General features: G+C 40.3%; 11 protein-coding genes and 1 tRNA gene. 6 read left to right on the forward strand and 6 right to left on the reverse strand.

Features of this window, described 5'->3' with window-relative positions:
- The first annotated feature begins 67 nt into the window (after nucleotides 1-67).
- From ACK2WI_RS10650 to ACK2WI_RS10665, 4 genes are all read left to right on the forward strand, one after another.
- Nucleotides 68-1,840: an ABC transporter ATP-binding protein gene (locus ACK2WI_RS10650; protein ID WP_409150736.1), complete on the forward strand. Its 1,773-nt coding sequence runs from the start codon at nucleotides 68-70 to the stop codon at nucleotides 1,838-1,840.
- A 98-nt stretch (nucleotides 1,841-1,938) separates the two neighbouring features.
- Complete coding sequence (locus ACK2WI_RS10655) at nucleotides 1,939-3,909, forward strand: DUF3857 and transglutaminase domain-containing protein (protein WP_409150737.1); 1,971 nt, start codon at nucleotides 1,939-1,941, stop codon at nucleotides 3,907-3,909.
- On the forward strand, nucleotides 3,906-5,807 hold the full coding sequence (locus ACK2WI_RS10660; RefSeq protein ID WP_409150738.1) for a DUF3857 domain-containing protein: 1,902 nt from the start codon (nucleotides 3,906-3,908) through the stop codon (nucleotides 5,805-5,807). Before ACK2WI_RS10655 ends, ACK2WI_RS10660 begins: the two co-directional genes overlap by 4 nt.
- 36 nt (nucleotides 5,808-5,843) lie before the next feature.
- Nucleotides 5,844-5,917, forward strand: a tRNA-Ala gene (locus ACK2WI_RS10665).
- A 323-nt stretch (nucleotides 5,918-6,240) separates the two neighbouring features.
- Here the strand turns inward: ACK2WI_RS10665 and rpmA are convergent.
- From rpmA to glmM, 5 genes are all read right to left on the reverse strand, one after another.
- The gene (gene rpmA / locus ACK2WI_RS10670) at nucleotides 6,241-6,507 is read right to left on the reverse strand and encodes a 50S ribosomal protein L27 (protein ID WP_409150740.1); all 267 of its coding nucleotides are present in this window, start codon (nucleotides 6,505-6,507) and stop codon (nucleotides 6,241-6,243) included.
- Nucleotides 6,508-6,550: 43 nt separating this feature from the next.
- A complete protein-coding gene (gene rplU / locus ACK2WI_RS10675; protein ID WP_093098124.1) occupies nucleotides 6,551-6,862 on the reverse strand; it encodes a 50S ribosomal protein L21 in 312 nt (103 codons plus the stop codon).
- Nucleotides 6,863-7,257: 395 nt separating this feature from the next.
- The gene (locus tag ACK2WI_RS10680; RefSeq protein WP_409150742.1) at nucleotides 7,258-8,187 is read right to left on the reverse strand and encodes a hypothetical protein; all 930 of its coding nucleotides are present in this window, start codon (nucleotides 8,185-8,187) and stop codon (nucleotides 7,258-7,260) included.
- Nucleotides 8,188-8,286: 99 nt separating this feature from the next.
- Nucleotides 8,287-8,856: a hypothetical protein gene (locus tag ACK2WI_RS10685; RefSeq protein WP_409150744.1), complete on the reverse strand. Its 570-nt coding sequence runs from the start codon at nucleotides 8,854-8,856 to the stop codon at nucleotides 8,287-8,289.
- 74 nt (nucleotides 8,857-8,930) lie between these two features.
- Nucleotides 8,931-10,313, reverse strand: coding sequence for a phosphoglucosamine mutase (gene glmM, locus ACK2WI_RS10690; protein WP_093098130.1), 1,383 nt, complete (start codon nucleotides 10,311-10,313; stop codon nucleotides 8,931-8,933).
- Nucleotides 10,314-10,504: 191 nt separating this feature from the next.
- Between glmM and ACK2WI_RS10695 the strand changes: the two genes are divergently transcribed.
- Both ACK2WI_RS10695 and ACK2WI_RS10700 read left to right on the forward strand, forming a co-directional pair.
- Nucleotides 10,505-11,104, forward strand: coding sequence for a phosphatase PAP2 family protein (locus ACK2WI_RS10695; protein ID WP_093098131.1), 600 nt, complete (start codon nucleotides 10,505-10,507; stop codon nucleotides 11,102-11,104).
- Nucleotides 11,101-11,937 (forward strand): ZIP family metal transporter, encoded by an 837-nt coding sequence (locus ACK2WI_RS10700; protein WP_093098133.1) that lies wholly within the window; start codon nucleotides 11,101-11,103, stop codon nucleotides 11,935-11,937. The genes ACK2WI_RS10695 and ACK2WI_RS10700 overlap by 4 nt, the downstream gene beginning before the upstream one ends.
- Here ACK2WI_RS10700 and ACK2WI_RS10705 read toward each other — a convergent pair whose 3' ends face one another.
- Nucleotides 11,938-12,408, reverse strand: coding sequence for a MarR family winged helix-turn-helix transcriptional regulator (locus ACK2WI_RS10705; protein ID WP_093098135.1), 471 nt, complete (start codon nucleotides 12,406-12,408; stop codon nucleotides 11,938-11,940).
- Nucleotides 12,409-12,422 lie beyond the last annotated feature (14 nt).

A 12,422-nucleotide genomic window follows, 5' to 3' on the forward strand; every position in this document is an offset into this window, starting at 1 on the left:
CAAACTATTGACATTATCACAACTTTACTGCATAGTTTATTGAAAATTATCCATTATTTTTGTTCAAATGAAGGAACTATCATACCTCAATAAATTTTTCTATAAATATCGTTGGCGCGTCATCCCAGGTGTGATATTCGTAATTATATCCAATTACTTCGGAATTCTGCCTGCGCAGGTCATCCGTGAAGCCTTTGACTTGGTCAAGGAAAACATCGACCTGTACCGATTGTACGACGGCTTTGATAGGCAATCCATCATTTATGAGGTATTCAGTAAATCCCTTCTTTTCTTTGGTATCGTGGTATTGGTTCTGGCCCTATTGCGCGGGATATTCCTTTTTATGATGCGCCAGACCTTGATCTTGACCTCAAGACATATTGAATATGATATCAAAAATGAAATCTATCAGCATTATCAGCAATTAGATTTCGCCTTCTACCGCAGGAATAATACGGGTGACCTGATGAACCGTGCGACAGAAGATGTCAATCAGGTGCGTAACTATTTAGGTCCAGCCATCATGTATGCGATCAATACCGTGGTATTGTCAATCATGATCATCTATGCCATGTACAATGTCAATGCGACATTGGCTACCTATTCCCTGCTTCCTATTCCGATTATTTCGGTGATTATCTTATTTGTAAACAAGGTTATCAATAGACGCAGTGAGCGGATCCAGCGGCAATTGTCGCAGTTATCTTCTTTTGTCCAAGAAACATTTTCAGGTATCCGGGTCATCAAGACCTATACCCGTGAACAGGACAAGATGGATAATTTCAAGGTGGAAAGTGACCGCTATAAGGATATCAATCTGAACTTGGTGAAGGTGCAGGCTATCTTTTTCCCTTTGATTATTTTCTTGATTGGTTTCAGTACCATCATTACGGTTTATATCGGTGGATTGGAAGTGAATGCAGGTAATATCACGGCGGGTAATATTGCCGAGTTTATTATCTATGTCAACCAATTGACCTTCCCTGCGATGTCATTGGCTTGGGTAACTTCCTTAGTCCAACGAGCTGCGGCATCCCAAAAACGGATCAATGAATTCTTGGATACCAAATCTGAAATTATTGGAGGTCAACTGACCCAGGAATTGAATGGCGATATCCAATTGAAGAATGTTTCCTTCACCTATCCGGAGACAGGTATCAAAGCGATTGACAATGTCAGTTTCCATATCCCTGCGGGGAAAACCATGGCTATCATAGGTCGGACAGGATCTGGTAAATCCACCCTGGCGAACCTGCTGATGCGCATGTTTGATGCTGACCAAGGTGAAATCCTGTATGACCGCCGCAACATCAAGGACTTTGAGCTGAAATCAGTTCGGGAGCAGATTGGTTTTGTGCCGCAACAGGTCTTCCTTTTCTCGGATACCATCGCCCGCAACATTGCTTTTGGTCTTGATCAAGTCGATACTCCTAAAGTGGAGCAAGCCGCGAAGGATGCTGTTGTTTATGATAATATCATAGGTTTTGATGAAGGCTTTGAAACCCATATCGGTGAACGTGGAATTACCCTGTCCGGTGGTCAAAAGCAAAGGGTCTCCATAGCTAGAGCTTTGGTAAAGGATCCTAAAATCCTGATGTTTGATGATTGTCTTTCGGCAGTGGATACCAAGACCGAGGAAGAAATCCTGCATAACCTAGGTAAAATCATGGATGGAAGGACTTCTATCATCATTGCCCACCGTATTTCGACCATTAAAAATGCCGACCATATCATTGTCCTGGAAGATGGAAAAATCATCGAAGAAGGAACCCACTTAGAGCTCCTAAATATGGACGGAGAATACGCCTCCCTTTACGAAAAACAATTGTTGGAGGCTTAAAAATTGTCCTTAAAAAATATTTTCAAATAATTCTTCTTCCCCAGCATTAAATCAGATGTAAATTATTTACATTTGACTATAATTATTACCAAATCATTATGAAATCTATGTTTTTAGGCCTCTGCATGCTATTTGTATGCCTATTGGGGAATGCGCAAGACAATCCTTTACCGAAATTGGACTTGGCATTATTCTCTACTGACCACAAGCAGAACGACACTTCTGCACATGCAATTGTATTATTTGAACATGGAAGAACTGAACTGGAATTCAGCGAAAGTGACCGCGCCTTAATGGTCGTTCATAATGTACATGTTCGGATCAAGATCCTGGACAAAGACGGTGCTAGCTCTGCCAATATCAGCATCCCGCTTTACAAGTATGGTTCGGACATGGAATATGTGCGCGACATAAAAGGCAGGACGCATAATTTTGAAAATGGTAAACTCGTTACGGATGACCTGAAGAAAGAAGCAATCTTTACCGATAAGACTTCCCAATACAGACATGAATTAAAGTTCACCCTCCCTAATATTAAAGACAATTCTATCATCGAATACTCTTACAGATTATTATCGCCGGGAGTCAGAAACTTTAGAACCTGGTACTTCCAATCGGATCTACCTAAGTTGCACAGCGAATATGTAGCGGTAATTCCAGCTACTTTTGTGTATAACACCAACTTGAAGGGCTACCTAGGATTAACGGATCAGAAATCTACGGTTTTAAACAAACATTTCCTTTTGGGAGGTGATAGACAGGACTGTTCAAAAATGACTTATATCATCGAGGACGTTCCGGCATTTAAGGAAGAGGATTTCATGCTAGCTCCCATCAATTATATTTCTTCGATCAATTATGAACTCAGGACCTATCTTGACCCACATGGACCGCATACCAATTACGCGAAAAATTGGTCCGATATCGATCAAGACCTGATGGCGTCGAAAGAATTTGGTGGACAGGTAAAAAACAAAGGGGCATTTAAGGATTTGCTGCCTACTATCCTGGCTGGGAAAGAAAGTAAATTAGACAAGGCCAAGGCCATTTACTATTATATCCAGAAAAACATCAGCCATAATAATGTCTTGGGAAAATATGCTGAAATAGGAATAAAGAAAGCCTTGGAAACCAAAAAAGGAAACATTGCGGATATTAATCTTGGCTTGGTTGCCGGATTGAATGCTGCGGACATTGAGGCTTATCCTGTCATCATTTCCACCCGTAACAATGGTATCCCAAACTTTTTGTTTCCAGCGATGACGGATTTCAATGCAGTTATCTGTATGGCTAAAATCGATGGAAAAGACTATCTATTGGATGCCTCAGAGAAATTCCTTCCTTTTGGAGAGCTTTCTATATCTTCGATTAATGATCGCGGTAGGGTGATCTTTTCTAGAGACCGTTCGGATTGGGTGCCTTTAAAGAATGAGGTCTCCTCTAAAAGATTGTATAATATCCTTGGAAAATTAGATAGTACCGGTAAGATCACAGGTACCATCAGGGTGCAATATACAGGGCTGGATGCGATCGCTAAAAGAAACGAGATAGACGGATTCAATAGCTTCGAAGAGTATGAGGAAAAACAGATGGAACATGTGACATCCATGAGGCTATTGAGCTCGAAGGTGGAAAACATTGACGATATGGAAAAACCTCTCGTGGAGCAATTGGAATTTGAAATGGAACTGAGAGAAAATTTTAGACCTGATGGTATCCTGCTGAACCCTATTATTTATGAAAGGACGACTAAAAATCCATTCAAACTAGAGGAAAGGAATTATCATGTGGACCTTGGTGCCCCAAGGGGTGAGACCTATAACATCAATATCAGCATTCCTAATGGTTATACCATTTCAAACAAACCCAAGGATTCGGCGATGACTTTGCCAGAAAGCACTGCAAAATATACGTTCAGGTCCATATATGACAACAACATTTTGATGCTGCAACAAACGACTTTCCTGAACAAAGCTATTTTCACTCCTGAGGAATATTTTCACTTGAAAGAATTCTTTTCCAGGATCATCCAACAACAAATGACTGACTTTCAATTCAAGAAGATATGATGAGAAAAATAGGTTTTATTCTGGCTTTCCTCCTATTGGGACAACTTGATTCTTTTGCCCAATATGAGGTTTCCAATATCCCAAAGGAATTGCTGAGTCGTGCCTCGGCAACAATTCGGGAGGAACATACCACTTACGACATCAAAAGCCCAAGTGAGATGATCGAAACTGGCCGTCGGGTAATTACCATCCACAACAGTGCTGGTGAGGAATACAACAGTATCACGATGTCGTATGACAAGTCTAAACAGATCAAGAATATCAAAGTGGAAGTCTTAGATCCTGATGGAAAGGCTGTCAAGAAATATTCCATGAAGGATTTTAAGGACTACAGCGCCTCTGATGAGGGAACCATGTTCACAAATACCAGACTCAAGCACTTAGCGCCTTCATTGCCTTCTTTTCCCTATACAGTGGTCACTGAGTATGAGGTAAGACACAACCAAACACTGGCCATCAGTTCATGGCGACCTGACTTCTCCTTGGATATCTCAGTGCAAAAGAGCAGCTATGAGATATTGGCTGATCCCAATTACAAACTGAGAATCCTGAAAAAGAACCTCAAAAAAGAGGGTAGGGAAGAAATGAAAGGAAAGCAGAAATCCTATTATTGGGATATTGAGAATATAAATGCTGTCCGTTCAGAACCCTATAGCCCGAATAGGCATGAGACTGGAATGCGCGTTTTTGTAGTCCCTGAATCTTTTGAATATTACAAACATGCGGGAACGGCCAACGATTGGAAATCCTATGGCGACTGGATGAACAGCGCATTGCTGAAGGATAAAAGAGACTTGCCTGCAGCAACCGCCGCAAAGGTTAAGGAAATCTGCAAGGACCTGAAAACCGATCAAGAAAAAGCCAAGGCTCTCTATGAGTACTTACAGAAAAAGACGAGGTATATCTCTGTACAGGTGGGTATCGGTGGACAGGAGCCTTTTCCAGCATCAGATGTAGACCGCTTAGGCTACGGCGATTGTAAGGCTTTGGTCAACTATATGCAATCCCTATTGGATGTGGTCAATATCCCCTCCTACTATTGTATCGTAGAAGCGGGCAATCGTAAGATGAATATTGAACCTCAATTTGCCAACTTGATCGATGGTAACCATGTTATTCTTTGCTTACCATTCCAAAATGACACTACTTGGCTGGAATGCACAAGTCAGGACTTCCCTTATGGCTATTTGGGAGACTTTACAGATGATAGGTTGGTATTGGCGATGACTGAAAATGGTGGTAAGATTTTAAGGACGGTCAGCTACCCTTATGATCAGAGCATACAACATAGAAAGGGTTCATTTAAGCTGAATACCGATGGGAAAATCAGCGGAGTGATCACGACTGAGTTTTCAGGCTTCCAGTTTGAAAATCACTTCCCGAATGTTAAGAAGATCAAAGATGAGCAGATCAAATCCCTTGCTAGGCTATATGACATCAATCGTATCCAATTCAAGGACATCAAGTATACCATTAACAGCAATGACAAGCTTTCGCTTACCGAGGACCTGAATATCGAAGCTGAGAACTTCGCAATCAAGAACAATGACAATGTCACGGTCTTTCCTAATTTCCTGAACCGAAGCGCTTCAATACCCGATATCCGCAACAGAATAAATGTTGTCCGGATCTCTAGAGGATATACCGACATTGACGAGACTGAAATCGAATTACCCGAGAATCTTTCAAACAATATCATCCCAATTAACAAGAAGCTAGAGGTCCCTATGGGTACCTACGAGTTCCGTGTAGAGATCAAGGATGGAAAGATGATCTGCTACAGAAAGCTGCAACTCCGTGAAGGTGAATACCCTGTATCCAGCTATGCTGATTTCAGCAAGTTCATGTTGGATGTATCCATCACGGATGGCACAAAATATAATTTAGCATTGAAATAGGAAATATCGGAAATTCCAGTATATTTGCTGCGCTAAGGGGGATTAGCTCAGCTGGCTAGAGCGCTTGCCTGGCAGGCAAGAGGCCACCGGTTCGAATCCGGTATTCTCCACATTTTAACGAAAAAGGCAGGATTAATGATGATCCTGCCTTTTTCGTTAGACATCAGACCATAGTCACAAGACATTAGACCTTTCCATTCGCTCTCTTATATCATTAAATCAATTAGCTACATATCTATAACTTGACTATTTAGGTCTGGTTAGTGACTTTCATCCATACACGGCCAGAATAGCAAACACTTTGTATAGATTACGTTGGAATAGCCAATAGAACTTTCTTGGTCTCAAGTCTCATATCTCATATCTCATATCTAAAACAAAGAAGGTCTGTTTGGAATACCAAACAGACCTTCTTGTGTTTTATTAACTAACCTTAGTTGTTTTCATCTACTGGAAGAACTGAAACGTAAGATTTGTTGTTAGCTTTTTTACGGAATACTACTGTACCGTCGATTAGAGCGTATAAGGTATGATCTTTACCGATACCAACATTAGCATCAGCATTGTGCTGAGTACCACGTTGACGTACGATGATGTTACCAGCGATAGCTTGTTGACCACCGAAAATTTTGATACCTAATCTCTTACTGTGTGACTCACGGCCGTTCTTGGAACTACCCGCACCTTTTTTGTGTGCCATTTCTTTATTCTAATTTATGACTTGCGTCAGATTAAAAATTCGATTATAAACTGATACCAGTGATCTGGATTTTAGTGAATTGTTGACGGTGACCGTTTTTCTTTTTGTAGCCTTTACGACGTTTTTTCTTGAAAACGATAACTTTTTCACCTTTCAAATGTGACAAAATAGTAGCTGAAACTTTAGCACCTGAGATACTTGGAGTACCTACAGTAAACTTACCACCGTCTTCTGCTAACAATACATTGTCAAATTCAATACTAGCGCCCTCGTCCCCTTGTAAACGGTGTACAAAAAGGTACTGGTCTTTTGCAACCTTAAATTGCTGTCCTGCTATATTTACTATTGCGTACATTGTTATTTATTAAAATTGTTAATATTTAATGAGTCGCAAAGATAGAATATATTTTTCATTTCAACAAAACTATTTCATCTATTTTAATGCAGTTCTGTTAATCTACCTCAAGCAAACTATTCCCCCGGCTTCAATAAATCCAAGGTCTGCTTTATTTGATTCAAATAGCTCCCGTACATCCTTTGGATCATCCAACGGAACAAGAATGTACCACCAACAATCAAGAGCATTTATATTTTAGGATAGAAAAAGCATTCCAAGAAAAGTAAGACAAAGGCTGTCTCCAACAATTCCTTTTCTTTAATTTTCAAAGCCAATAGTTTAGCAATTCTATAAGTTAGAATAGATTATGTTAATACGTTACAGAAAGAATAAAAAAGAGGAGAATCGGTAGGTTATAATACTTTGATTTCACCTTTGATAGGTACCTGTTGCTTCCAACGGCCTTTCAGGGTGCTCAAATATCCAGTGTCTTTGTTCTTGATCTTGAAGGTAAATTCACATTCACGGCTCACCATCGTTACTTCAGCATACACTGTTTTCTTGCTGTTCGCAGGAACAATGATATCAACTGGCTGAGTAGCATTAGCCATATAAGGAGAAGATTGAGCTCCTCTTACATATTTTACTTTTGCATCCCAATATTTAACGCCTTCATGCTCTAATGGGATCATGCTGATCAAACTATCAGGAGCTGGAGTCCAATCAAAAACACTGAAAAGGTTTGCACTGAACTCTGAAACAAAGCTAGCGGTCTTGTAATATTCCTTAATCGGGGTTTTAATGGTCATCGCATTGCTTGCCTGATTATCAACTGTAGTACTGTTCAGCCTAAGAACAGTCACTTTACGAGCAGTAGGATTTTCAGTGATGATCTTATCAACCAGCTCATAGTTACCACCCCTTTCTTGGATGATCTCAATTTCTTTGGTAGACTCTTGATCCTTTATCCCGATCAGTAACCTTCTCGGTTCTGCGCTGAAGTTCTCAGTCATGGAAATAAATAACTTCCTAGGGTCATTCCCTTTCTTCTCCAAAGCGATAATTCCTGTAGAATTTTCCACACGGCCTACCCCACCCAATCGCATGATTTGCAAACGGGAATCCAAGAGATACTTGGTAGGATTAATATTTCTAACATGAACAACCTCCCAGGTGTCGGAGGTCATCGGAACTTCTTTGTCTACAAATCCGGTATTAACCTGGATATTAGCCTTTTCCTCTTTAATAAGAGGCTTATGAAAATCTGGTGCTTTCTCGCAAGATGAAAGACACAAAACAGACAACAAAAATACTGCACTTAACAAACGATATTGAGTCTTCACTGGCGATAATGTTTTTAATCTATCGCCAAATTTATTAAATAGTATAATATGTTGTAGACATTTAGCTATAAAAACAAAAAAAATTACTGAAAATAAATACTACATATTGATTTTGGCATGGTAAAGTACCTTTTTTTCAATCAAATTGTAGTCCTCATCATAAACTGGCTCATAGACAACAACATACACTGGTCTTACCATATCTTCCATCTTGAAGGACTCACCGAACTCAGTCAGATAAAAAGAATTGACGGTCCGTTCCGCTAACCATTCATTCTGTGTTCCATACGGATTTTTGTCAAAGCGGTGATCATCAATGGCTGTATAGTACCAATAGCTCGGCGCTTCATCCGAAATCATCGTCGTTTTATCCTCATTGAAACGACCTTCTGCCATTCCTGTATTCTCAAACCACATCACTTCCATATCAGCTTCACCGATCGCAGAACGATAAATGTCTTCATTTTGGGTAAAACCAATACAAAAGCCGTCCGTATTCCTTACATGGAATACTAACTTGAACGGCTTTTTCTGGATATGGAAGACCCCATCCTTAGCCGTCAAAGTCTGAAAATCCTGCTTGATTTTGATATTGACAAACTCCTGCGCATGTAGCCCCAGAAAACCAAAAATGAATAAGAATAGAAGAATCGGCTTGATGTTTTTCATACTGCAAATAAACAGAAATCCCCCAATACAATAAATAACTGTTTTGGGGGATTTTATATCGTTCCTAAAGATCTTTATCCAACGATCTCTTGGATTTCATTCATTATTTTTTGTGCGATTGCCTCTGCAGCTTCCGCTGTAGGTCCTTCCGAATAGATACGGATGATAGGCTCTGTATTCGATTTACGAAGATGCACCCATTCATTCGGGAAATCAATCTTCAAACCATCAATGGTAGAATGCTGCTCATGAGCATATTTCGCTTGCATTTTCGCCAATAGATTATCGATATCCAGTTCAGGAGTTAGTGTAATCTTATTTTTGGACATAAAGTATTGCGGAAGTTCAGCACGGTATTCTGTTACCTTCTTACCTAACTTCGCTAAATGCGTCAAGAACAGAGCAACCCCAACCAAGGAGTCACGTCCATAGTGAGAAGCCGGATAGATCACTCCACCATTTCCTTCACCACCGATTACTGCATCCACCTCTTTCATCTTAGTCACCACATTCACCTCACCTACCGCAGCAGCAAAATATTGCCCACCATGTTTTTCAGTCACATCTCTAAGGGCACGCGTAGAGGAAAGGTTAGAAACTGTATTTCCTTTTTTCTGTCCCAAAATAAAATCTGAAACCGCTACCAATGTATATTCTTCGCCGAACAGCTCACCATTTTCCATCATGAACACCAAACGGTCAACATCTGGATCCACAGCAATACCTAGATCAGCCTTATTGTCAAGCACTGCTTGGGAAAGATCTGTTAAGTGTTCCTTTAGAGGTTCTGGGTTATGTGGGAAATGCCCATTAGGCTCACAATGGATCTTATAAACCGTCTCCACACCTAAAGCTTTCAACAACTCAGGGATAAATGTACCCCCAGTACTGTTCACTGCATCAACAGCAACTTTAAAATTGGCTTTCTTGATCGCTTCCACATCCACGAATTCCAATGCCAATACATCATCAATATGTTTTTGTAAAAATGAATCATCTTTTGTAACAGAGCCCAATTGATCGACCTCTGCAAAATCAAAGTTCAAGCTCTCACCAAGCTCTAAAACCTCTTTCCCTTTGGCATCATCAATAAATTCGCCCTTTTCGTTCAAAAGTTTCAGTGCATTCCATTGTCCTGGATTATGGGAAGCAGTCAAGATGATCCCACCGGCAGCCTTTAACTTAGGCACTGCAATCTCAACAGTAGGCGTAGTGGACAAACCTAGGTCAATTACATTTACCCCTATGCTCTGCAAGGTCCCGATCACTAAATTAGAAACCATCTCGCCAGAGATACGAGCATCCCGGCCTACTACGATAGTCTTGTTTTCTGCATTTTCTGTAATGATTTTTCCATAAGCAGCAGTAAATTTCACAATATCCACAGGTGTTAAGTTATCACCAGGTCTACCGCCTATAGTTCCCCTAATTCCTGAAATAGATTTAATTAAAGCCATAAGTATACATGTTATTAATGCTCGTAAAAATAACGGAATAAAATAATTATTAATGTTTTTTATTCTTTTTTTCCTTCTTATGTATATCTTTGTTGCAACTTAGTTTCGTTTACTATAATAAGTAAGGTATTACATCTTATTTTTTTAGATTTGGTTTAATTATTGAAAATTGACCATTCTACAACAAAAATATGTTAGAGAAAATAATCCATTTCGATCAAGATTTATTTCTATTAATCAACCAGGGCTTAAGCAATATTGTTTTTGACTGGTTACTACCTATCTTACGTAATCCTTACACTTGGTCCCCGCTTTATTTATTTTTGATCATCTTTTTCATCAAGCACTACGGAAAGACCGGCATTTTAATCGTTGCCTGTACCTTTGCAACCTTCGGGCTCTCGGATGCGGCTTCCTCCCATTTGATAAAGAAATCGGTGAAACGCGTTAGACCTTGTAATGATGTAGTTTTCAAGAACCAAGTTAATTTACGTGCTCGCTGTGGTTCTGGATTTAGTTTCACTTCATCCCATGCAACCAACCACTTTGCGATGGCGTTCTTCTGGATTGTATTATTTCGTCGCAAATGGAAACACACCCTTTGGCTGTGTATTCTTTGGGCGGCTTCCATATCCTTTTCTCAGATCTATGTCGGAGTACACTATCCCTTGGATATCCTCTGTGGGGCCATCTTGGGGACACTCATAGGTTTAGGGACTGGTTATTTATTCAAAAGGTTTTATCCTCAGTTTTTTGAACCCAAACCCATTCCAACAACAACAGCTGCATGAGTAGTTTCTTGATCGTATCCATCCTATTTTTCTCCGCATTACTAAGTGGTATTGCTGTATTTTTTGTCAAAAGAGATAATACCCAATTACTGAAATTGGTGCTTTCTTTCAGTGGTGCCTACCTATTTGCCATCACCGTTTTGCACTTGATTCCAGAAGTTTACCACAGTAACCAAACCCCAGGAGAGATCATCGGGCTCTATATTTTAGGTGGTTTCCTGTTTCAGTTAGTGCTGGAACATTTTTCCCAAGGTATAGAACACGGTCATATACACAGCAGCCACGATGGCCATAGCCATCAGGCATTTCCTATCGCTATCCTGATCAGTCTTTGTTTACATGCCTTCTTAGAGGGGTTCCCATTGGCATCTGGACACCGCAATGAATTGGTCTTTGGTATTGCCATCCACCATATCCCTGCTGCTTTTGCTTTGGGAAGCTTATTGATCGGAACCCGATTGAAGAAACCTACCATTATCGTGTTTATCGCTATTTTCGCTGCCATGACACCCCTAGGATTCGTGACCAGCAAAGGGATCAGCGCAGGAGAGATCGGTAACATCTCACAGTATTTCGATAAGATTATGGCGGTGGTAATTGGTATTTTCTTGCACATCTCGACTACGATCCTCTTCGAGTCAGGATCGGCAGATCATCATACCTTCAACAAGAAAAAAATGCTGGCGGTCTTGTTAGGCGTTTTGGTTTCAATGGCCAACTTCTTATTTGAAGGTCATGATCATTCACATCATAACCATGGAACTACAGATCAAACTGAAGAAACCCATGACCATGATCATCATGACCATGACCATTCTGATCATGAACATTAGTTAGTACTCCACCCCATTAAGGCCTCTGAACTTATCTAATAATTCACTTAGCTTCAAGCAATCGTCACTGGAAATGTTTTCTGGAAGTACATCATCCAGCATCATGTCCGTTTCGATTTCTTCAAGCAGATCCAAGCCTTTGTCGGTGATCAATAGATCGACGGCGCGCTTGTCTACGCTGTTCTTTTCCCTAGAAACTAGGCCTTTACTTACAATGCGATCAACTAACCTACTGATATCAGGCGTTTTGGTTAGCAGCCTCTCCTTCAACAAATTATTGGTAACAGGATTGGGGTACTGACCGCGTAAGACGCGCAACACATTAAACTGTTGCAAGGTGATTTGTTTGGCATTCGCTCTCTTTTCCAGCATCACGTTCAACCAGTTGTTAGTGTAAATAATATTGATCGTTGCGCGATGCCAAGGACTTGCGAATTGCTTTACTTTAACCAATTCTTCGATCTTCGGCATATTTAATAATACAT

Origin of the sequence: Sphingobacterium sp. BS-2 (assembly GCF_046161205.1) — a bacterium.
Lineage (GTDB): Bacteria > Bacteroidota > Bacteroidia > Sphingobacteriales > Sphingobacteriaceae > Sphingobacterium > Sphingobacterium mizutaii.

What these genes read in the sequence shown, in the direction of transcription:
- ACK2WI_RS10685 (WP_409150744.1), bottom strand. Translation starts at nt 8,856, where the DNA reads ATGAAAAACATCAAGCCGATTCTTCTATTCTTATTCATTTTTGGTTTT.
- ACK2WI_RS10660 (WP_409150738.1), top strand. Translation starts at nt 3,906, where the DNA reads ATGATGAGAAAAATAGGTTTTATTCTGGCTTTCCTCCTATTGGGACAA.
- ACK2WI_RS10700 (WP_093098133.1), top strand. Translation starts at nt 11,101, where the DNA reads ATGAGTAGTTTCTTGATCGTATCCATCCTATTTTTCTCCGCATTACTA.
- ACK2WI_RS10705 (WP_093098135.1), bottom strand. Translation starts at nt 12,408, where the DNA reads ATGCCGAAGATCGAAGAATTGGTTAAAGTAAAGCAATTCGCAAGTCCT.
- ACK2WI_RS10695 (WP_093098131.1), top strand. Translation starts at nt 10,505, where the DNA reads ATGTTAGAGAAAATAATCCATTTCGATCAAGATTTATTTCTATTAATC.
- rplU (WP_093098124.1), bottom strand. Translation starts at nt 6,862, where the DNA reads ATGTACGCAATAGTAAATATAGCAGGACAGCAATTTAAGGTTGCAAAA.
- ACK2WI_RS10655 (WP_409150737.1), top strand. Translation starts at nt 1,939, where the DNA reads ATGAAATCTATGTTTTTAGGCCTCTGCATGCTATTTGTATGCCTATTG.
- rpmA (WP_409150740.1), bottom strand. Translation starts at nt 6,507, where the DNA reads ATGGCACACAAAAAAGGTGCGGGTAGTTCCAAGAACGGCCGTGAGTCA.
- ACK2WI_RS10650 (WP_409150736.1), top strand. Translation starts at nt 68, where the DNA reads ATGAAGGAACTATCATACCTCAATAAATTTTTCTATAAATATCGTTGG.
- glmM (WP_093098130.1), bottom strand. Translation starts at nt 10,313, where the DNA reads ATGGCTTTAATTAAATCTATTTCAGGAATTAGGGGAACTATAGGCGGT.